Below are 22,299 nucleotides of genomic sequence, written 5' to 3'. Positions count from 1 at the left end.
AAAACTTTAGGCAAAAGAGAGCCTAGAATGACTCTCATTGGGGACAGAATACAAGGTCAATTAAACCTCTAATGCTTGTAACATGTCACTTGATGGCGCAAAGAAATAAGCCCCCGTTACTGCTTGAGTAAAGCGCAACATTTGATCACTTTTTCCATCACTAACACCATACATACTCTCTAGCATAACTTTGATGTTATGTAGGGTGTTACAGTAAGAAAGGAATAATAAACCATGGTCGCCAGTAACTGAACCATAAGGCAAGCTGTGTCGAACAATTTTCAGCCCCTGCCCTTCCTCTTTTATGTCGACGCGTCCTACATGCGAGGCAGCAGGAACATCATCAAGCTCAATGGAGTCTGGCTTGGTTCGTCCAATGACCTTTTCTTGTGCTGTTACCGATAATCTATTCCATGCTGGTAAATTATGAATAAATCGTTGAGCCATAACGTAACTGCCACCGGAAAAAATACCGCCAGAAATAATGGCAACGTCTCTTCTTTCGTCACCAACTGGATTTTCTGTTCCGTCTATGAAATCCGTCATATCTCTGGCATCCATAAAACGATAACCGTAGGTTTCATCCACAATGTCCACATACTCTGAAATTTCTGTCATTAATTTCCGAAGCAGATAAAAATGCAAATCATGACGATTAGAATGACAATGAATGAGCACATCAACATCCGTTGCAGGCGCAATAATTGTCCCTTCACCAAGAGGGATAAAATCGATTAACTCGTCAGGGACAGGTTGATTAGTTTGGCTCCAAAACGATTTGCTAAACGCAATGGAAGAAGTTAAATCGGCATTCACTTGGCTTTTATTCAGTTCTTCCACTAATCTCGGTATCATTTTTAACTGCTGCACTACTTTTTTTGGCTGTGATTTAACCTTAATTTGGACATAAAGTGCGAATGGTCCCGCCCCAGGGACGATAGCAGTTTGATATTTTGCCATAACGTGTCTCCAAAAAATTCATCTAACGAGTTAATTTATATTATATATAGTTGAATGTACTGAATTAAAACTATCCGTGCATTCTCTTAGCTTAATAATGGTGAACGAAAACAATCTTTTACCCTTTTGCTTTTCGAAATATAGATCATCAACCAAATGAGACCTAACAGCGTAACTGCATTCGCCCAACCAAATTGAATATTATCAAGATAGATTTGATAGATAACGAGCCCCATTTGGATCAATACCGTTAGTATCGTTGTAATTTTTCCATATGAAACCACTCTACAGATTCTTTTTCTATCCGGTTTGCGAAGACCAAGTAGCCAAATTAGGACCAACACAGGAAAACCCATGATCAAACCAAGATATAACGCTGCATGTACGGGGTATATAATTTCTAAAAGCTTCGCTCCCATATCCCTGCTCGCTCCCGCGACGATGAAGATGATCCAAGCCTTTGCTAAAAATAACCAGCCTACCCAAAGCAATTTGGGCGCTTTTAAGAATCCGTCACTGTCATACTCTTCTATTGAATAACGCACTTATCACTAACTACATCAATTTATTTATCTAAGAGGATATATCATATAATCTATGTAGGTTACTCATTTTTCTGTAAGAACCTCTATGACAATCAATAAAAACCAGATCTCACCTGAATCACAAGCGGAAGCAATGAAAATAGCCAAAGCAACACAAAAACCAGGGCAAACTAAAGACCAAACAAAACTGATTGCTCAGGGTATTGAAAAGGGCATTGCTCTATATAAAAAACAGCAAAAAGAAAAAAGTCGACAAGCCGATCGAGCACGAAAAAAGCATCAAAAAGAGAAACAGACTACATCCAATGATCAAAACGATACTCAGGCTGCGCAAATCGAGCCTGCACCCGCAAAAAAAAGCAACCAATTAGCCCCATGGCTACTACTATTAGTAAGCTGGATTGCATTTATTGCTTATTTATCTCTAGGTTAGGGTCGTCATGCTAAAATGGTTCTCTTTTTTTTGTGTCAGCTTCTTGGTCGGGTGTAGCATACCTAGCAAGACTTTGCTCTCTGAGGCTTCTCAGGTACATATTCGTACGGATAGCGTTTACCGATTTCAGTATTGTGAATGGAGGGGTGAAGTAACCGGCAATGAAGGCCATTGGTATAGCTACCTTTTTTTTGCTAACGACACCATGATTCGAGGGGCGTTAAACGAGATGAAAAACAATGCGCATGAGATGGGTGCAAATACTGTATTTTTGCTCAGTCCAATTGATTTTACAACATCAGTTACATTCGTTGGCACCGCTTACCTATGCAATTACCCTGATGGCGACTTGTCTCTTCCAATTAACATCATAAATAACGACCTCAATTAGACAAAAAAGCGCCTATCTATTGTAAGGCGCTTCTTTCATGTGAAAAATAATCTATTATAGTTTGGGTTCAACGAAAACCGAGTGTAGATGCTATTTCTACTTTTCGTTCCAGGACCCATTGGCTATCAAAAGGCCCCCAATCAGATAGCTGATAGTAACCATCATTATGCCTTCGGCCATCTTGAACAAACATAAGTTCAATCCCTATGCCGGGTAATGCTTTCAGCACATCTTGAATCGTCCTACGCGGCCACCCAGTTTTTTCGATCAATTTAGGCACATTCGGCCTATCTAAATTTTCTACTAAAAGCGCCAAATACAGCCTTCTCGCAAAAACAGGACTCAACTCCATCGATATCTCCATTACTACTTTGTCTAGAGGACTATTGATTTCAATAAATAAAATTCACAACGTGTGCCATTATTTCTTTTTCCCTATGATTGTTTTTGCGTTTGATCAATAAGTGCACATTCTTAATTCCATTTAAGGAAATATGTGCAATAGATTACATTTAATTGTTATTTTATCTGATCGGAAGGTTCTTGATAGGGCTTGCGTTAAAGCAACAATAAAAAGAATAGAGGTGATATTTACCCTATACGGCATTACAAGTTTTGAGTAGATGTACTATTTTAACGATAAGGCGAAACAACCGTTAAGGTTGGCGACAAATGCACTAAGTGACGTGCATCAAAAAGGTCAGAACGAAAAGCTTCTGACCTTCTATTAGAAACCGTCAACCTGCTATATGACGAAACAACGTAATAATTATTGAAGCTTGAAACGTCCGACAATACTTGTCAGTTGACTATTTGCTGCCGCAAGCGCCGAGGCTTCATTATCAGCATCGACTCCACTCGCGGAAATAAGCTGAACCATTTCCTGAATCTTCGTCATATTACGAGTAATCTCTTCAGCAACTGAATTCTGCTGCTCTGCTGCTGTGGCAATCTGCAAGTTTAGATTATTGATCCCCTCAACTGAGTTACTGATCTGGTCTAGGTCAGTAACAACCAGAGATGTCTGAGTGGAAGCCTCTTCACAACTAGATTTAGTGCTGATCATGGTGCTAATCACCTTCTCTGAGCTACTGGTTAATCGATTGATGGTACCTTGAATTTCAGAGGTACTTTGTTGAGTGCGAGATGCCAATGCGCGAACTTCATCTGCTACAACAGCAAACCCTCGTCCCTGCTCTCCTGCTCGTGCCGCTTCAATAGCCGCATTTAGTGCGAGCAGATTGGTCTGATCCGCGATATCACCAATGACTTTAAGCACATCCGCAATTTCAGAAATCTCATTGCCCATTTGATTAATATGACCAGAAGCTTCCTCAACTCGCTCAACGAGTTCACTTACCGTCTGAGTTGCTCCGGTCACGACCCGCTTTGACGCTTCCGCTTGGGTATTTGTTTTACCTGTAAATTCAACTGCATCAGCGGTATTTTTAGCGACATCATTTGATGTAGCGCTCATTTCATCCAGAGCAACAACCACTTGATCTGTTTCACTTTTATGCTGACCTAGTACAGAGGCATTGTTTCTTGTCAGTTCCTGCAAGCCGGAAATGCTACCGCTAATGTGGGTCGACGCCTGCGAAATATCCAGCATCATGCTCTGTAAGTTTTCCACAAAGATATTGATATTTTCTGATATTTGACCAAGGTCATCCGATCTCGTGATTGGTAGACGTTTGGTAAGGTCACCATTTCCGCTTGAAAGGTCTTGCACGGTCTTCTTTAGCGCCAATACTGGCTTGTAAGCTTGAGCAAGCACTAGGGAAAGCAGTATGGCAGAAACAATAACCAGTATTATTGTAGTGATAACGGAAGAAGCTAATGATTCATCCAGAACCTTGTAGACAACCGATTTATCCAATCCTACTAATATGTGCCACTTAGTATCATCCGTTAGCTGAATAGTCTGGAAAAATGCGACTTTATCCGTACCAAGCAGTGAGAACTCAAACACGCCTTTATCTTCGGTCAACATCGCGTTTTCAACCCCAACCAATTCAGCAAAATCTGAAAGGCGGGATTGGCCAGGAACATCAACTTCGCCCGTCGATGCGATAGTCAATCCAGTATTGTCATATAACGCCGCAATGGCACCATTGAACACGGATTTTTCAACAATCCTGGTCAGTGCTGTCAGTTCTACATCCGCAAGAAGTACGCCATCAAGTTTACTATTCGAGTAAAAAGGCGTGGCGATACTGACCATTAGCGTACCCGTTGATTTACCTGTATAGATATCCGTTATAATCGTTTTTCGGCTATTTTTTGCAGCAGTATACCAGCCTCGTACTCTCGGATCGTATTTACCTGCGTCGTACCGACCTTTGTTACTATTCAAGGCACTACCGTCTTCGTAGCCCACAACAATAGCTGTAGCATGTGACAATTTATCGATATTAGTTAGCAGTGACATCACCTCATCATCACCTTTCAAACCAATAAATAGATCAGCTGCAACCTCAATATCTTGCTTTATACCTCTAATAAAATCTGATGTTTGCTCTGCACCGTGTTGAATGCGCAACATTGAATAACTATCGGCTCCTTCTGTCGCGACAGTGGCCAACCGGTTAAATGAGACATAGGATAAAATACCCATCGATAAAATCAGGAAAGTGATTGCCGCGGTAATGATGCGGCCTTTAAAATTGAGAATATTATTCATAGACAACTCTTTAGAGAATAGACGTTAATTTATTGTTAATTATAGTTTATTTTTTCAATCGTAAGATTAATACAATCCCGATATCTTGGGAATACTGAACCATACAAAAAACGGTTTAATGTTGATATGTGGGGCGCATACATACTCAACCGCTCCCTTATTAAAACATAATCCAGCGATATATTGATGGTAGACCTACTCGTATTTCCAGAAGTTAACTGCCTGCTGGAAAAAATGTGTCATAGATTAGATTTCGTTGATATTTTGTCTGATAGGCAGGTTCCTGATAGGATTCACGTTAAAGCGACAATAAAGGAATAAAGATGACTATTACCATGTACGGTATTTCAAACTGCGACACCATAAAGAAAGCCAAAAAATGGTTACAAGAGGCAGATATTAGTTTTGATTTTCACGATTACCGTAAAAACGGGGTTGATAGCAACCTTGTCGAAGATTTTTGCCAGCAACTAGGCTGGGAGCAGGTACTGAATAAAAGAGGGACAACTTATCGTCAATTGACTCAAGAGCAAAAAGAGAGCGTAGATCAACAATCTGTCGTTCCATTGCTGGTAGAACATCCAGCCATGATTAAGCGACCTATACTTAACGTAGACGGTCAGCTTCATATTAGCTTTAAAGCCCCTCAATATTCAGATATTTTCAAGTAAAAGGATTTTTCTAACATGAATGACAGCCCAGTATTGGCTTTAGCTAAAGATTTGATCAGTCGACAATCCGTCACACCTGAAGATGCCGGATGCCAAGTAGTCATGATAGACAGACTGAAAGCATTGGGGTTCAACATTGAGGTAATGGTATTTAACGATACCACCAACTTTTGGGCTCGTCGCGGTACTGAAGCACCTTTATTTGCCTTTGCTGGGCATACAGACGTTGTGCCGTCTGGTCCTTTAGAGCAGTGGCATACTCCACCTTTTGAACCGACTATTATCGATGACCATTTGCATGGTCGTGGTGCTGCTGATATGAAAGGCTCTTTGGCTTGTATGATTGTCGCTGTGGAGCGCTTTATTGCTCAACACCCTGATCATAAGGGATCGATAGGTTTTCTTATCACATCGGATGAAGAAGGGCCATTCATTAACGGTACGGTCAAGGTGATTGAAACACTGATGGCTCGCAATGAAAATATTGATATGTGTATTGTAGGCGAACCTTCAAGCACTCATTTCACGGGTGATATTGTCAAAAATGGTCGCCGAGGTTCAATCACCGGAGACATTAAGATTAAGGGTATTCAAGGTCATGTTGCCTACCCTCATTTGGCAAATAACCCTATACACCAAGCACTACCAGCACTGTCCGAGTTAGTAACAACAAAATGGGATGATGGTAATGCTTACTTCCCACCCACTAGCTTGCAAATCCCAAACCTGTACGCAGGAACGGGGGCATCAAATGTGATCCCTGGAGAGTTTAACGTACAGTTTAATATGCGCTTTAGTACAGAGCTAAATAACGATGAGATAAAACGTCGAATTCACTCTACACTCGATTCATATGGGTTAGATTATGATGTAAATTGGACTCTTAATGGTGACCCATTTTTAACCGACCATGGCGCATTGTTAGAAGCCGTTGTTGAAGCCGTTGAAGAGATCAATCACACCAAACCACAACTCCTCACTACAGGAGGGACGTCAGATGGTCGTTTTATCGCTCGTATGAATTGTCAGGTAATCGAGCTTGGACCAGTAAATGCTACCATTCACAAAGTAAACGAATGCGTCAACATCGCTGATCTAGAAAAACTGACCGACATGTATGAGAAAACGCTTCAAAAGCTGTTAGCTCTATGACACTAGATATGAGTAGACTGCGGATGGGAATAGACCTCTGCGACGAAGTAATCAAATGAATAAGCAGCAATTAACAGGGTTAACAGAATCTCACTTAAAGGTTATTCAGACTGAATATCAATCTATCAAGGTCAACTATTTGATAGAACAAGATATAGAGCGCCTTGTTATTGCTGCCAGTAAGGCTGGGTTCCAACTAGAGGTAGCAAGTGGGTTTCGAGATTTCCAACGACAAAAGTCAATCTGGAACAGAAAGTGTTCGGGTCAAGCCGTCATTTTAGACGATCAAAGCCAACCCATTGTTTTTAGCACACTCACGGAACAACAGCGTCTCTTTGCTATCTTGCGATGGTCAGCCTTGCCGGGCGCGAGTCGGCATCATTGGGGCACAGATTTCGATGTTTATGCAAAAAACCTATTGCCTCATGGAAGTAGGTTGCAATTGGAACCATGGGAATATTTAGCGGGCCATCAGGCACCTTTTTATAACTGGCTGTGTGAACACCTTTCACTCTTTGGCTTTTTCTTTCCGTACAAAAGAGATCTCAGAGGCGTTGCAGCAGAACCTTGGCATATAAGCCATCGGGAAAGTAGCGAAGCATGTTTAGCTGAATTATCAGCCTCATTAATATTAGAAACACTAGCAATAGAAGGAGTGTTGGATTTACAAACCATTGCAGCCAATTTTGATGCTATCTACTCACAATACATCACCAACATTTGCAAGGATTAATAACATGATTGACTTTCTTTTAAACCCTTGGGTGATCAGCATTATTATACTCAGTGTCGTAGTGGGTAACATTGCGGCACTTAAGTACACCGCCAATATGAAGTTTGGCCAACCAGACAAGAAAAAAAGTGATTTAGACAAACTAAACGAACTAGACAAAGAACGTCAAAAGCAAACAAAAAAGGACACAAAATAGTGTCCCTTTTTGTTATTTAGTTTTAACGCTACTCTTGTTTTTCAATCACAGCAGCAAGGGTAGGAACAATCGATTCTAGTACTTCGGCAGTAACGGGTTTACCCGCACTATCGGTAACATTAATCGAGGTTCGGTTCCCCATATCCCCCAACAGAAAGGTGTACGTTTTGCTTTCTAGACTAAGAGGCTTAGTACCGATAGAGGTCCAGAACTCATCATCTGGTTCAGAGTACTTGGCCTTGATCAAACCTTCGGACTGATTACGTTCTTCAAGCTGGAAACCAACTTCAGGTAATACGCTGACTACACGCTGCCAAAAAACATTGTATGGCGCACGTGCAATAATAACAGGCAAGCCACTTCTATCCTTGCCCATGCTTATCGGAATTTGCTTAACAAGTTGAAGTGCTTTTCGGTTTGCTTCTGCTCTCAATTTTTGATCGTAGGTCGAAGTAATAACATTCGTCATAAATGTATTGTACCTTTCTTTATTGGTACGACTTACTTCTTCAGCAGAACCATTCTCTCGCCAATCAATGAGACTAACACGAAACCCATAACGACTATTCGCGTTAAATTGTTCAAACAAATAGCGAGCCTCAATAAGTTTCTCTTCATCTTCTGAACGCCATGAAATCCAATCTGTTTCGATGAGTTTATCGTTATTAACTCTAAGTTTAATATCCCTGTCGAGAACCATCTCTTGGACCGTTGTCCATACGCTGTTCATTTCATCCTCTCGGATAAGCCACATCGTTACAACCCCATCCTTGAGCTCAGAGCGAGCACCCGGTATGAGTTCCAATATCTGTTGAGGGGGGCGAATATCGACACTACGGCCTATACTTCCATCAAAATCTCCCGTAGGAATCTCATAATTGGGATAAAACTCGCCTTTCGCTCCTTCTTGAATTGTCCAACCTTCAAAAGGAACGGTTTCAAGATATCCGAAATCATCTTTAGCTTGGCGTCTTTGTTCTGGACTACCTGAACACGCACTTAAAACAAGAACAGCCAGTGAACCAATCACTAGCTGATGAGAAAACTTCATTAGCACTCCTAATAAAATTCGAGACAAAAATGAATCCATCTCGAATTTATTTTCTAACTTATAATATTCCAGCTTCGATTAACGCTTGCTTCACAACAGGCTGTGCTTCCTCAGAAAGCACTGTCAGCGGTAAACGCATACTGCCATCATCAATAAGGCCCATCTGATGAACAGCCCACTTAACTGGGATTGGATTCGCTTCAACAAATAAATTTTTATGTAGTGATGTTAAGCGTTTATCAATCTCAGCGGCTTCTTCGTACTTACCTTCTTTCATGAGATTGAACAATTTTGCCATCGGTTTCGCCGCGACATTATTGCTGACCGAAATAACACCTTGACCACCTAATCGGACAAATTCTACTCCGGTAGCATCATCACCACTTAGTAAGACGAAATCTTCGCCACAAAGTTCACGGTGAATAGCAACTCTTTCTAAATCACCAGTTGCATCTTTAAGTGCAACAATGTTTTCAAGCTTCGATAAGCGAGCGACCGTTTCTGGCAACAAGTCTACCGCAGTACGTCCCGGCACATTATAAAGAATGACGGGCACTTCACTTACATCGTTCACCGCTTTGAAGTGTTGATATAAACCTTCTTGCGTTGGCTTGTTGTAATAAGGCGTCACACTGAGGACACCAACAATACCAGAATTATTTAGCAAGCGACTAAACGTTACGGCTTCGTGAGTCGCATTCGCACCTGTACCAGCTATTACAGGGATACGGCCATCAGCACACTCAACTATTTTATTCACTACCTTAACATGCTCTTCAATAGTTAACGTAGCTGATTCACCAGAGGTTCCAACAGCGACAATACCATCGGTGCCTGACTCCACATGGAAATCAACCAATTTTTTTAGGCCGTCGTAGTCAACTTCACCATCACTTTTAAATGGGGTAACTAACGCAACAATACTTCCTGAAAACATGTCTATCTCCCTTTAATTTCACTACTTGCATAATAATGCATGAAACTCAGGTAACACAAGGGATTAAAGTGTGATGTTTTACACTAAACGGTGGAATAATTGCACATTTATCCATTAATCTAACAACCCAACGAAAACTCGTTTGTTATTTATCCAAATACCAACTGTGCTAGTATTTATAAATAACACATTAAAAAATTAAATATTATGTCTCAACACCTAGTAATTACAGCTGTAGGAACAGACCGCCCTGGTATATGCAACCAAGTTGTTCATCTTGTTACCCGTTCAGGATGTAACATCGTAGATAGCAGAATCGCACTGTTTGGCAGTGAGTTCACTTTGTTAATGTTGGTTTCGGGAAACGCCAACCATATTACTCGCGTGGAGACCACTCTCCCTGTTCTTGGTCAAGAACACGGGCTCATCACCATGATGAAACGAACCTCCCCTCATCAAGACCTTTCTCACTGCTACACTATTGAGGTTTTTATTGAATCTGATGATAAGAAAGGATTAACCGAGCAATTTACTCAGTTTTTCGCCGATCGAAATATTGGCTTAGCATCGCTGAGTGCTCAAACTATTGATAAACATAAATTAAGCAGTGATAACAATTTATTCCAAATCGCGATGAGTGCCACGGTTGAGGCAGAATATAATTTGATGCAATTACAAGAAGAATTCAATCAACTTTGTGCAACATTAACGGTGCAAGGTTCTCTAAATTTTATAAAAAACAGCCAATAAAAGGAAGCCTGTAATGGATACATTAACGGCAGGGACGCGTGCGCCTAATGTCACTTTGCTCAACCAAGATGGGAAAGAGACCTCTATATCTGATTTTAAAGGAAAGAAAGTACTGTTCTATTTTTATCCAAAAGCGATGACCCCTGGATGTACTGTTCAAGCTCAAGGACTTAGAAACATAAAGAAGCAGTTAGATGATCATAATGTGGTTGTACTAGGTGTAAGTATCGATCCAGTAATACGCTTAGGTAAATTTATTGAAAGAGATGAGCTCAACTTCACGCTTCTTTCAGATGAAGATCATGCAGCGGCAGATCAGTTTGGTGTCTGGGGTGAGAAGAAGTTCACCCCTGAATAACTTTAATGACAGAAAACCTTGACTATTTTTTATGACAAATCTATCTTTGATATGTAGGTAACATATTGAGGGTTGTTTTGTGATAGAAACACATGAGGAAAAACATTCTGATATTTATGACGACTTCCGTTTACTATCCATTGAGGTAGATACGTTAGCAAAACTAAAAGTATCAGAGAGCGTCAGTATTGAAACTGGAATGGTGACTTATTCCCCTTACCTTTCCCCTTCTAATCTAGAATCACGCCTAAAGAAAACAGATATTATCATTGCGCCCGATGGGAAGGTTGTTTACCCACAATCTCTTTACCTTGTATCTAAACTACGTGGTGAAGAGGCAATCAAGGATACTGACTCAATTGCAAAGGGCTTACTGGCTTTTACTCGTTACTTAGATTCCACCCATCAGCCCCAACTTGACGAAAACGATAATCAAATACCACCTGAATATTTAACTTATAAAACATTATCGAAGTATGAAGAAGAAGGTGCACCTTGGCGCTTTGCTGAACACCTTTTAGCTAACTGTCGCTCTAAAAAAAATGCAACTGGTAACGAAGCGTATTCGCTTAACTCTGCAAAAAGCTATATGGGTGCTGTCATTGGTTTTTATAAATGGATGCAAAAATACGGTTACATCAAGAATGACAATGACCATATATTGACACACTTTAGCAAAGTGGAAGGTTACGAAGGTATCAATCAACACGACGTGCTTGGTCATACCCAGTCTGGCGCAAAGCGACTCTATGAAGTATCAAACATCATGAAGATGTTTCCCAAAAGCGATCAAACACCTACGTATAAAAAGTTGAAACCTATGCCGTTCGATCATAAGGAGCTGTTCTATCAACATCTAGATATATTACCAAAGACCATTTCCTTGATGCTTAAATTATGCGTGGAGACAGGAGCAAGAGTTGATGAAGCTACCCATTTCCCTGCTCGTAATATTGGTGACAAGGATTGCAGTGGACTAGAGGTGGTGCCAGTACACATCACACACACCAAAGGTAGTAAGCCACGCACCATTGAAATCCCTATCGCACTATATGAAGAATTAGAGCAATACAAAGAAAGTAGCCAGCGGCAAAAGAACCTAATTCGACGAAAAGAGCTGATTGATTCTAAAAAAGAACAAGATACTACTGAGTATCTTTTTGTCTCCAACAAAGGGCGACCATATACAGAAAATACTCTAGAAGTGCATTTTGGGGTGCTGAGACAGCACATTCGAGCAATAGAGACGAGCTGGTACTATCGAATTCATGACTTGCGTTCGACTTACGCCACACATTGGCTTTGGAATGAGTCTCAGAAACGACAGGTTGTTTATGATTCTTTGATGGGTGAATTAGCAGATCTAATGGGACATGAAAGCACATCAACTACAGAAAAATACATTAAGTTCATGAATAAATTCGATGTCCAATTAAGAGTCGCAAGGAATAAAAACCGCAAGATAAACGGAGGGTGGTAGCATGGCAAAAAGCCCACTTTCTAAAAACTCAAAGACAGTAAAGCATATTAGAAATAACAAAAATGTCACTGCGTTACACCTCACTATTCCCTATAAGGGTTCCAAAAGCAGGACAGTAACCGACTTTGATGTATCACACTTATTACACGTTGGTGCAAATAGTTATAATGACAAAATCAAAAGCCGTACTTCTTATTTGAGAAGCTTTTGCAAACAAGCCCATAAGTATTTTGATAATGGAAAGTCTGCAAGAACCGTCACTGGAAATTACGAGACATTACGAGCTTACATTGCCTTTTGCGACGCTTTAAGCGTTGACCCTTTTAGCGAAGTTGGCTATTTGAAATACGCGGGAAATGATGGTGAATTAAGAAATCGCATTAAAATGTACCACCCATCAAAAAAGCTCTGGGAAATGAATCACGGTGATAGGTTAGGCATCAAAGAAGTCTCAGCATCGATTATCACTTCATCTCTTCGCACAGCACTTGTATGGTGCGGACTCCCCTCAGAATTATGGGCAACCCAGCACCGAGGGTTTACTGGCGAAAGAACGCCATACAAAGGCTACTCAAGTTTTGAAGAAAAAACACTTGTAACACGGTTGAGTGAGTTATTTTTCACCTTAGCTCCGCAGCTCATTGCAGCTAAAGAAAAAAATCTAGCCCTGCCTGACGAACTTCCTGTCGTTATTGATTTCGAGGGACACCAAGAAGTAATTTCAATTCAAACCGCTTTAAAAACTCAAACACATGGTCAAAGCAAAAATGGGGCGTCTGTAAAACCTTCCGCTGCGTTTAATCTAACGATGGGAGCGGCCTATCACTTGATATGTTTTTTTACCTCATTGAACGATAGCGACGTACAAAGCATTGCCCATCCAGTTACGATTCATACTAGTGAGCGGGATAAAAGCTTACAGGTAGTCAAAGTGTCGAGCTTTAAAGCACGAGCAAACAAAGAGGTAGACGCTGTTTTTACCAATGAGAGCTTCGATGTTGATAAGCGTGATGGAGTAAAATTCATTAAAACCCTTGAGGCACTTTCAGCACTATACGGCGGTGACGCAGAAGGTTCAGAGTTACTATTCACTCTTAATAACCAAGGAGAGAAAAACGGCTCCTTTCATGTAAACGAAATAAACAAACATTTAGTAGTGGAGTTAAACCTACTCTCACCCACTCGGAAATCCTGCCTTCCTTGGTTTAAAGAGCTATTTTATAGCTATCGAAACCAACATGTTATCGAGTTAACCAAAGAAACTAATGAACTTGGTAGAGTCAGCATAAGTAAAGTAGCTCGCCCTTGCTCAAAAGCAAGCTCAACACATGGCGCAACTAATGCCGCCTATTGCATTTTATCGTGCTACACAGACTTGTCACTCAAGGGCATTTTACTACCACTTATTTATTCAGAGAAAAATTCCGATGGCAAAATCCGTGTTTCGTTCAATTACCGAAATGGTGACAGTCATAGCTTCTCTATTTCTGCTGCGAATAAGCGTGTTATCCAAGATATTGAACAGTTCGCCACAGAGTTGGCAGATAAGCAAAAATCTAAAAATCATGAGCGATTGTTGCTCAAACGAGGCAATAGCAAACAAGCTCCTAGGGACTGGGATGGAGTTACCCCTATTTCGTCCAACCTAATGAATACGTGGTCAGTTGAATCAGGTGAATACTTCATTTCACTCCAATCGAGCCGCTGGCGAGAAATGACCAGTAACCAAGTATATTCCAACAGCGGTAAAAGTGGGGTTCAGAGTGTCCTTCAAAACCTGCTTTCGACCATTGACAAACATTATGTTAATGGTGATCCGACTCTCAACAAAATAATCATCTCACAAGCTATACAAGTCATAGAACATTTAAATGACAACTCGACCTTAGAGCAAGCTAAATCTGCGATTGCAGCCAAGCTTGGTATTACCATGCTTGCGCATGAAGAATGGGAAAAGAAACAAGAAGAAAAATCAAAAACCAACCCAAATGGCATTTATTGTAATGGTGAGCAAAGTATTGAAGGACGCAAAAGTACGCAGCGAAAAACCAATAATGCAATGAAATTACCATTGCCATGCACTGAATATGATATGTGCCATAAATGCCAATCGGCCAAAGCCGTCGATGAGGTTCAATCTATCTATAAACTTATTTCTTTCATTGACGTGTTGAAAGAATCCTTAAACCAGTACCCCAATGCGAAAGAGGAAGTCCACGAAAAAATCAAAGCTTTTGAGTTCACTCTGGACGGAGCAAGTAAGAAGGTATACGAAGGTGCCATGGCATTATTTTTGAAAAACGGGCGTCACCCTAGAGTATCAACTGACCATGCTATTTTAGGTTTACACCGATAATGAGGAGCTAGCCATGATAAAGCTACCTAACGTAGACAGACAAAGTGCCATTGTAAAGGCGCAAAACAATGTTGGAATCTACACAAATTACCTGAATGACGTATTAAGGCCTGCAATAAAGAGGGGGAAGTTGGATGAGCTTGAAGTACTAGATATTGGATTTAGCGTCACTGGCGAATCGCTGGGTAAAATTGGGGACAATGCCGCATGGCGAAAACTTCAAGGCTTCTTTGAGCCAAATGCTACCCAAACATCCACTATAGACTTCACGCTTAATGGAAAAGTGATGGAGCGTAACCTCAGGATTCAACTGATAACGCTTGCTTTAAAGATGATGTGGTTATCGTCCAAAGATTACTCCTTTCTTTCCATCTACAAGACTGTCGTTATCTTAAAGAAATTCGTTCCCGCCCTTTTAAGTGAAGGTTACAACAGCTTTGAGTTTTTAAGTTTTGACCTATTAGAGTCTTGGGTGTTGAGCGACTTCACTGATATCGACTTCGAGCGAGATACAACCTATATAGCTCTCAACAAGCTGCGATCTGAGGCAAAAGGCCTATCGTTTGAGATTAACTTTGAAAAGAAATTAGCGGCATCCGATTTTGGTTTAGCTCTTAAAGAAACTGAGCAATATACAGTTATACCACAGAGATTATATTGTTTAGGACTTCAAAAATCAGAAGCATTAGTTAACGAGATATACCCAATTCGCGATCAACTAAGCAAGCTAGCCGATTACATTACTACCTATTATGACAAAGCCTATCAAGAGTATGCAAAGTACCTTATCAGCGATGAGGCAATATTAAAAAATGGCGGGCTTAAGTGGTATTTAACTAAGACAGATAAAGGTAATAAAAAAAGAACAACTGACTTTCAAGCTGATTTTCTCGCACTAAGTAATCCGACACAAACAATGGCCCTTGAGTTGCTATACAGGCACAAGCCCGTAATACGCCTTGAATACGCCGACAACTTCCATCCAGATAGAACATTGAAGGTTGGTAACAGAGTAGTTATAGGGCTTAAAGAGGCACGATCATTATTTAAACAACTCAACGGCGTTTGCCTATGGGCGTTAATGTCTAGAACGGGAATGCGTATTGATGAAATCTTTCACCTACATACGACAAATGGGTGTTCAGAAGAAACTATATCCAACCAAATCATTCATATTATTCATGCAGACCTGTCAAAAACGGTCAAAGGCTCCCAATCAAAGCAAGATGAGTTTGTGACTACAGAGGTCGGAAAAAAGGCTTACGAGATTCTACAAGCGCTACATTCACCACTTAGAAAGCGTTATTCTGATAGCAAAACGTTTTTCCATAAGGTAACGGAGGACTATGCAGCTATTACTAAAGACCAACTTGGAAAGCATATTGCGAGTTGGTTTGAAGGCACATTGGCAGAAAAACTTGTGTTAACCAATGACGATGTAATTGACTTGAAGATTTCCGACCCTAACCTTTCGTTTAATGTGGGTGACGACTATGAGTTCTCAGGACACCAGCTTCGCCGTTCGTTTGCTTACTACCTTATCGGCTTCGAGCTTTGCGCGTTTCCACAACTCAAGCAACAGTTCAGCCACGTATCAATGGCGATGACAAGGCATTATGCTAAGAATGCCAGTAAATTCCAGAAAATCAGAAAGCAAAAACAAAGCTTGGCTTGCGCTATTGATGATGAAAGGGTTGATAAAAAAGCTCAGATCTACCTAAAAATCTATAAGAAGCTGGCGAATAAAGAACGCGTTGCTGGAGGTAAAGGTAAAGAATTCACCAAAAACATGATGAAGGCTGAACGCAACCTGTTCAAAGATAAAGTCGATGACGACATGCTATCGCTCAATTACTGGAAAAAACAAATCCGAGATCAAAAACGTCACATCCATGCAGTAGCCCCTGGCGTTTACTGCACTTCAACAAGTTGCAGCCTGCGCACACAGGTCAACCTTTTAGAATGTGTGGACTGTAAAAACGACTACATTGTAGATGCTGTTTTTGCGGAGGCTAAACGCAAAGAAGCTGAAATCAATATGTTATGGGATATTGAGCATGATGAGTTAACGCCTCAAACAGCAAGTGAAGCATATATCAAAATCACCGCTGCCGAGCGAATTATGAATGACTTAGATATAGCTTATGAACCTGTTGAAATGCCACATGAAGTAAAGGAACTTCTAATACCTTTCGGAGTAACTGCGTAATGACACAAGCTACTAAAAACAAGCTAATAAGAGCCCTAGAACGACTGTTAGAGAGTAAACCTGAAAACCGCGAGCTCAGAAAAAAAAACCGAGAAGGCAAGCTAAAAATCAACAATAGTACCGTAGAGAAAGAAGCAGGGCTTTCTGTTGGATCACTGCGCAGGCATGAGGATGTTCAAGCTATGGTGAAGAGTAAATCACTCGAAGCTCGCGTGGCTCAGGATGACTCAAACCAATCACCTATTGATGTATTACAAGCGGAAGTGAAACAACTGAAAAACGATAAAACTCAAGCAAATAAAAAGAAAAAAGAGTATCTAGATCTCGCTAGATGCCATGAGCAAGCATTAGCTATACAAGCTGCTAGTCACTTAAAGATGGTTGAAGAGCTTATGGGTATGTTACATGAAAGTGAGCGTGAAAAAGCGATGGACAAGGTAGTCAAAGCAAGGCCAGATAATCTTATCAAAGGAGATTTTAGATAAAAGCATCCTGTATAGTGTAATCACTAGACAGGACAGATAGTTATTGATAAAAATGAACACTCTAACGAAACAAAAATGCACTAAAAAGGACAGAGTGAAGAACTCAACGACACATAACATTAATTTAGAAAGTAAGGATTAAACCGATGATAATCGAAGCTGGACAAACTGCACCAGATTTTACTCTGAATGACCAAGACAATAACCCAGTGACGCTCTCTGAGCTTCAAGGAAAGAAGGTACTGCTCTACTTCTACCCACGAGCTTCAACTCCTGGATGCACAGTTCAGGCTCAAGGACTGCGTGACACTAAAGCTGAATTAGACGCCCACAACGTTGTTGTGCTTGGTTTAAGCCCAGACACCCCGAAAAAACTGACGAACTTTATCAACAAGCAAGAGCTAAACTTCACTCTGTTAGCCGATGAAGAACACAAAGTATGTGAGAAGTACGGTGTTTGGCAACTCAAAAAGTTCATGGGGCGCGAAAACATGGGCGTTGTAAGAACAAGTTTCCTGATTGATGAGTCAGGCAACCTTGAGCATGTATTTAACAAGTTCAAGACCAAAGATCACCATGAGGTCGTGTTGGACTACCTAAACAGCAAATAACCTTCTATGAGCTACTAACTATCTACTTTGGGAGCAGACATGATTGGCTACATTCGAGTATCAGATTCACGAAAAGCAGATGGCGAATCTCAAAGAGAAGCTATCAAGGCATACGCTAATAAACGTGGCATATTCATATCTGACTGGATTGAAGAGCATGTATCTGCTTCCAAGACAGAACTGAGTGATAGAAAACTATCTTCACTTATAGCTTCACAACAAAGCATCATCGTATCAGACATCACTCGACTTGGGCGCAGTAAAGTTATGGAACTAGTCGGCGCTATCGGCCAGATAGCCTCATACGGTGAACTACATTTGGCATACAACGACACCCTCATAAACGCAAAGAACGCCGACAATGCAGAAATCATTTTTACCGTTATAGGGGAATCTTTTGCTAGTGCTGTAGAGGCTCAGAAGCGCTCTGAGAGGGCTAAAGCAGGCCACGCTAAACGTAAGGCTAAAGGCTTACCATCTGGTCGTCAGAAGGGACAGAAAGTTAAATCAAAACTTGATGAACACACCGCCTATATATTGAACCTTATTGATAACAATACCTCCAAAGCTGGAATTCTAAGAAAGCTTAAAGAGCGTGGCGTATCGATTTCCAGAAGTCGATTTTACTCTTGGTTAGAAGCTCGTGGGCTTCATAATAAGAAAGCTGAATTTCAGACTGATATGTTCTTAGAGCAAGTATAGATTACTTTAAGCACCCCACTATCTGCCCCATTTCGTTTAATTATGCTTTCCCCGCTGGCTTCCTTATTCTGACGTTTTTCCCAATTGGGCGTTTTATTCTGACGTTTTTCTCAATTGGGCGTTTTATTCTGACGTTTTTCTCAATTTCGAACTTTCTCAATTTCGAACTGAGAACTTACAGTGAGACAGAAGTGGCTTAGAGCCAAAATTCTAAAACGTTTGTATCCAGAGACGGGCCAGAACGATCACCACTAGCATGTGATCACCAAGCGATTCTGTCGTATCGATCACCACTAGAACCGCCTTTGCCCTAAAAGTTGGAGTAAAGTTACGCTTAACATCTCATTATCGATGCTTGCCATAATAAAGCTAATGTATAGGCGAATGGCAAGACCTGCCCCTCACTTTAAGTAGCTAATCTTTGACTTAAAACAACTGAATATGAGCGCGGTGGGATATGCGTTTTACCTAAAGTATGCAAAAATGTTTTTCTATACAGGAATATAGAAGCAAAATCTGTTCCTCCATACTGAGCAACTTTAGTGGCAATATGTCACAAAGTTTAAAGGTGAACAGCATTGTCTGATGAAGTTGCTATGAGGGTTTTGATTAAGGTGAAGCTTTGAGTAAAAGAAAAAAATCAGCTAACTCGGGTATTGATGCTTTATTGGGGTTCGAGTTTCAGCGCAATTGTGCGCTGTACATACTCCTGAACGAATATAATCGATTCAAAGGAAGAGAGTTCTTTCTGAGTATTGAGCATCATGACGACTTCCTATTCTGCTACAGAACAGACTGCCGCAGCAATATCGAAGAAGTGCATTCTTATCAGGCCAAAAAGCTTTCAGGCAAGGTCTGGACGATAAATGAGCGTTTCTCTGAAGTGATAGCTAAGATGCTTGAAGTTGGAAACGACCTCAGAAACGACCCAGCGCCAAAATGTCAAAGTTATACTCATGAGCTAACGTTTGTATCCAACTCCGACATCGAGCTTAAATACACGCCGAATAAGCAAGAAAAGGATGATGGAAAAAAGGAATTATCAAGCCTCCTTAACGAGCAGAACTGTAAGTGTAAATACGATTCCTTTCCTGAAGATATCAAAGACAAAATCACCAAGAAAGTAGACAGTTTCTGTAGCAAGGAAAAACTTACTTACCACAAACCTGAACTCGATAATCTACATATCCAATGGGTGGATTTTCCACGGACAAAGAGTGCACAAAAAGATTGCCTAGTCGGGCTAATGAGTAGGAAGTTTCCATATGTATCAGATTCTTTCGCTGCCGTTGAGTTGCTTCTTAGCCTGTTTAGGGAAGTTGAAGTCATTTACAACCAAGACAAAGTTATTACCTTACTTGACAGTTCTAAGAGGGTTGAGGGCGATGAAATCAAGAAAGCGATTGATATCATTGAAACAGACCAAAAGACATTCCAGCTATGGAGAGATCACTCAACAGAATTAGCCCGTAAGTTTCGAGTTCCTATAGGTATCCAAAATAGTCATGAAAACTATATTAGGAACACATTTGAACTTTTAAAGGACATGATGAATAACGAACATCAGATAATCAAAAGCTTTGTTAAGGACAATGACTACTCTATGGACTACTACAGCCATGAAGAAATGTTTGAGGCATACGTTTCTGATATTAAAAGTAAAAATAGCATCAATCTAAGAGATATTGATATTTTCTTCTGTACTTTATGCGCATTTGTAGAGCACCACGGTGAGGCCTTGTAATGAACACAACAATTACGTTCAACAGATTATTTGTCAGCTCAGAATCACATAACTCTTGTTTCAGTAAAGAGTTTTCACCTGGTGTAAACATAATTAGTGGACGCAACACATCAGGTAAAAGCTCTTTGATCCAGAGCCTATTGTATGCGTTTGGTGTGAATGACGTTAGAGAAAATTTAGATGAAATTCTCTCATATCAGCCGACTTTCAGAGTAGACCTTACTAAGAAAATAGGTGGTATTGAGGAATCTTATACCATAGTAAGAGACTCAAAATCCATCTATGTCAAAGAGCCAAATGGGAAAATAGTTCCTTTCCATGGAATAGATGCTGATAACAGTGTTGAGCACGTTAGACTAAAGGACTACATAAGAGATTTAGTTGGATTTTCACTTATTCTTGAGCAAAAAGGCGAACTAAAATCAGCTCCACTCGAAAGCATGTTTTTGCCATATTATATTTCTCAGTCTGTCGGCTGGGTATATTTGCGCGAGTCATTCTCTAATCTTCAATATTACAAGGGATTTAAAGACGACTATTTAGACTATTACCTGGGTATAAGTAATAGCTTTGATCGCGTAGAGCATAGAAGGTTAACAAAGGAAAGAGATCGATTATCTGCTGATATAAACAATCTCAAACGATACAGTAAGAAAGCAGAGTTCCAATTTTCTAACTTGGTCGACGAAGCGTTTGGCGAGCAAGCAGAATCCTATATTGAAAATTACGTTGTAAAGTCAAATTCATTAGAGGAGGAAAGAAACCAGTACATAAAGCTTTGTAATGAACTTTCTCTATTGCAGAATCATCATAAAATCCTAAAAAGAACCAAGAGAAATATCAAGAAACAGAATTACAACGATATTGATCGCTGTCCAGCCTGCACGCAGGTTCTGTCATACTCTCTTGAAGGATTGTACAGCCATTATCAAAAATATAATGATACTGTCGAACTTGAGTCTCACATTACAGATAAGCTAATCGATAAAAAATCCAAGATAAACTCGTCTAAGAAGAAAATGACGACTATCGATAATGAAATTTTTAATGATTATGGCGTACTTTTGGACAAAAACGTAGACGGAGTTACTTTTGAACAATGGGTGACAAATAAAGCAAATATTACGCTATACAAGCAAATGCAAGCAGATATTGAGCACTCGGAGAGCGAGTTAGAAGGCGTTAAACACTCTCTAGGTTCTATGGTCACAGAACAAGAGACGATCTTCTCACGAATTAGGAAGGAAAAGGCATTCGAGAAGATATTTACAGAGTACACATCACAGTTAGAGCTGAAGCCTTTAACCGACTCTCGGTATCTGGATTTGTATAAAATTCACTCTTTCCCTCGTCAAGGTGTTGAACTTCACAAAACCGTCATGGCTTATCACTTTGCTTTAAACGCTATGATAATGAAATCGAAAACAGCCCATAGACTACCATTCTTGCTTGACGCTATTCTCAAGGAGGATATTGATGATACTAACTTGGCGACTATTCTGTCATTTGTTGGGAAGAATCTGCCAAGTGATACTCAGACGTTTGTGTCAATATCAGAGCATGTTAAAGGCTCTAGCCCTGAAGAAGGCGAAGAAATTAAACCTATCGAAAAAGTTAGAGTTAAAGAAGTTCAAAACGCATACTTCCCGACTAACTCAAAGCTGTTCTACGTAGGCGATGGAAAGATAGAGCGTGGTTTTCTTTCTCAATCACTAGAAAATCATCAAGAACTTCATGAAGATACCATCGATATAACTGTCATCTAAACGAACAACTGAGATGTAGTCCTCCACGGAAGACAATGGGACAGTTGGCACTTCGCAACTCGGAACTGCCCCAAACTTTTATAGAG

At 40.4% G+C, this 22,299-nt stretch carries 21 protein-coding genes and 1 pseudogene; 16 read left to right on the top strand and 6 right to left on the bottom strand.

Annotated features, from left to right (window positions below; all coding sequences use genetic code 11):
* Positions 1–60: 60 nt before the first annotated feature.
* Both AACW90_RS14240 and AACW90_RS14235 read right to left on the bottom strand, forming a co-directional pair.
* Positions 61–960, bottom strand: a complete 900-nt coding sequence (locus AACW90_RS14240; protein ID WP_390235569.1) for a Dyp-type peroxidase — start codon at positions 958–960, stop codon at positions 61–63.
* 86 nt (positions 961–1,046) lie between these two features.
* Positions 1,047–1,505 carry a DUF2919 domain-containing protein gene (locus AACW90_RS14235; protein WP_390235567.1) on the bottom strand — a complete coding sequence of 153 codons (459 nt, stop codon included), beginning with the start codon at positions 1,503–1,505 and terminating at the stop codon, positions 1,047–1,049.
* An 85-nt stretch (positions 1,506–1,590) separates the two neighbouring features.
* Here AACW90_RS14235 and AACW90_RS14230 point away from each other — a divergent pair, with 85 nt between their 5' ends.
* Together AACW90_RS14230 and AACW90_RS14225 are read left to right on the top strand one after the other, a co-directional pair.
* Positions 1,591–1,938: a DUF2956 domain-containing protein gene (locus tag AACW90_RS14230; protein ID WP_390235565.1), complete on the top strand. Its 348-nt coding sequence runs from the start codon at positions 1,591–1,593 to the stop codon at positions 1,936–1,938.
* A gap of 7 nt (positions 1,939–1,945) precedes the next feature.
* On the top strand, positions 1,946–2,329 hold the full coding sequence (locus tag AACW90_RS14225; protein WP_390235563.1) for a DUF4156 domain-containing protein: 384 nt from the start codon (positions 1,946–1,948) through the stop codon (positions 2,327–2,329).
* A 67-nt stretch (positions 2,330–2,396) separates the two neighbouring features.
* Here the strand turns inward: AACW90_RS14225 and AACW90_RS14220 are convergent, their stop codons facing one another.
* Positions 2,397–2,681, bottom strand: a complete 285-nt coding sequence (locus AACW90_RS14220) for a winged helix-turn-helix domain-containing protein (protein WP_195702521.1) — start codon at positions 2,679–2,681, stop codon at positions 2,397–2,399.
* A gap of 417 nt (positions 2,682–3,098) precedes the next feature.
* Positions 3,099–5,012 (bottom strand): methyl-accepting chemotaxis protein, encoded by a 1,914-nt coding sequence (locus AACW90_RS14215; RefSeq protein ID WP_390235561.1) that lies wholly within the window; start codon positions 5,010–5,012, stop codon positions 3,099–3,101.
* A gap of 323 nt (positions 5,013–5,335) precedes the next feature.
* Here AACW90_RS14215 and AACW90_RS14210 point away from each other — a divergent pair, with 323 nt between their 5' ends.
* From AACW90_RS14210 to AACW90_RS14195, 4 genes are read left to right on the top strand one after another with little or no spacing between them, the layout of a single operon-like run.
* Positions 5,336–5,683 (top strand): ArsC family reductase, encoded by a 348-nt coding sequence (locus AACW90_RS14210; protein ID WP_390235558.1) that lies wholly within the window; start codon positions 5,336–5,338, stop codon positions 5,681–5,683.
* Positions 5,684–5,698: 15 nt separating this feature from the next.
* Positions 5,699–6,835, top strand: a complete 1,137-nt coding sequence (gene dapE, locus AACW90_RS14205) for a succinyl-diaminopimelate desuccinylase (protein ID WP_390235555.1) — start codon at positions 5,699–5,701, stop codon at positions 6,833–6,835.
* Between the two features lie 55 nt (positions 6,836–6,890).
* Positions 6,891–7,568, top strand: a complete 678-nt coding sequence (locus tag AACW90_RS14200) for a M15 family metallopeptidase (protein WP_390235553.1) — start codon at positions 6,891–6,893, stop codon at positions 7,566–7,568.
* 4 nt (positions 7,569–7,572) lie between these two features.
* Positions 7,573–7,764, top strand: coding sequence for a DUF2897 family protein (locus tag AACW90_RS14195; protein ID WP_390235551.1), 192 nt, complete (start codon positions 7,573–7,575; stop codon positions 7,762–7,764).
* A gap of 28 nt (positions 7,765–7,792) precedes the next feature.
* Here AACW90_RS14195 and bamC read toward each other — a convergent pair whose 3' ends face one another.
* Together bamC and dapA are read right to left on the bottom strand one after the other, a co-directional pair.
* Positions 7,793–8,815 carry an outer membrane protein assembly factor BamC gene (bamC, locus tag AACW90_RS14190; protein ID WP_390235549.1) on the bottom strand — a complete coding sequence of 341 codons (1,023 nt, stop codon included), beginning with the start codon at positions 8,813–8,815 and terminating at the stop codon, positions 7,793–7,795.
* 58 nt (positions 8,816–8,873) lie between these two features.
* On the bottom strand, positions 8,874–9,752 hold the full coding sequence (gene dapA, locus AACW90_RS14185; RefSeq protein ID WP_390235547.1) for a 4-hydroxy-tetrahydrodipicolinate synthase: 879 nt from the start codon (positions 9,750–9,752) through the stop codon (positions 8,874–8,876).
* A gap of 207 nt (positions 9,753–9,959) precedes the next feature.
* Here dapA and AACW90_RS14180 point away from each other — a divergent pair, with 207 nt between their 5' ends.
* The 10 genes and pseudogenes from AACW90_RS14180 to AACW90_RS14135 all read left to right on the top strand — a co-directional run bounded on the left by AACW90_RS14180 (position 9,960) and on the right by AACW90_RS14135 (position 22,213).
* Entirely contained in the window at positions 9,960–10,502 is a 543-nt protein-coding gene (locus tag AACW90_RS14180) for a glycine cleavage system transcriptional repressor (protein ID WP_275135830.1), read from the top strand.
* 13 nt (positions 10,503–10,515) lie between these two features.
* A pseudogene (gene bcp / locus AACW90_RS14175) lies at positions 10,516–10,848 on the top strand (thioredoxin-dependent thiol peroxidase); the annotation flags it as partial.
* A gap of 91 nt (positions 10,849–10,939) precedes the next feature.
* Positions 10,940–12,340: a tyrosine-type recombinase/integrase gene (locus AACW90_RS14170; RefSeq protein ID WP_372066000.1), complete on the top strand. Its 1,401-nt coding sequence runs from the start codon at positions 10,940–10,942 to the stop codon at positions 12,338–12,340.
* 1 nt (position 12,341) lies between these two features.
* Complete coding sequence (locus AACW90_RS14165; protein ID WP_372066003.1) at positions 12,342–14,696, top strand: hypothetical protein; 2,355 nt, start codon at positions 12,342–12,344, stop codon at positions 14,694–14,696.
* Between the two features lie 13 nt (positions 14,697–14,709).
* Positions 14,710–16,905 (top strand): site-specific integrase, encoded by a 2,196-nt coding sequence (locus tag AACW90_RS14160; RefSeq protein ID WP_390235544.1) that lies wholly within the window; start codon positions 14,710–14,712, stop codon positions 16,903–16,905.
* Positions 16,905–17,390, top strand: coding sequence for a bacterioferritin comigratory protein (locus AACW90_RS14155; protein WP_372066008.1), 486 nt, complete (start codon positions 16,905–16,907; stop codon positions 17,388–17,390). Before AACW90_RS14160 ends, AACW90_RS14155 begins: the two co-directional genes overlap by 1 nt.
* Before the next feature lie 146 nt (positions 17,391–17,536).
* Entirely contained in the window at positions 17,537–18,001 is a 465-nt protein-coding gene (gene bcp, locus AACW90_RS14150; protein ID WP_372329138.1) for a thioredoxin-dependent thiol peroxidase, read from the top strand.
* A gap of 39 nt (positions 18,002–18,040) precedes the next feature.
* The gene (locus tag AACW90_RS14145; RefSeq protein WP_102522785.1) at positions 18,041–18,703 is read left to right on the top strand and encodes a recombinase family protein; all 663 of its coding nucleotides are present in this window, start codon (positions 18,041–18,043) and stop codon (positions 18,701–18,703) included.
* A gap of 622 nt (positions 18,704–19,325) precedes the next feature.
* Positions 19,326–20,447 (top strand): hypothetical protein, encoded by a 1,122-nt coding sequence (locus tag AACW90_RS14140; protein WP_390235539.1) that lies wholly within the window; start codon positions 19,326–19,328, stop codon positions 20,445–20,447.
* Positions 20,447–22,213 carry a hypothetical protein gene (locus tag AACW90_RS14135; RefSeq protein ID WP_390235536.1) on the top strand — a complete coding sequence of 589 codons (1,767 nt, stop codon included), beginning with the start codon at positions 20,447–20,449 and terminating at the stop codon, positions 22,211–22,213. The genes AACW90_RS14140 and AACW90_RS14135 overlap by 1 nt, the downstream gene beginning before the upstream one ends.
* The last annotated feature ends 86 nt before the right edge of the window (positions 22,214–22,299 follow it).

It is taken from the genome of Vibrio frigidus (assembly GCF_042465995.1).
Classification (GTDB): domain Bacteria; phylum Pseudomonadota; class Gammaproteobacteria; order Enterobacterales; family Vibrionaceae; genus Vibrio.
Note: the sequence above shows the minus strand (reverse complement) of the source record. Positions and strands in the feature narration are given on the sequence as shown.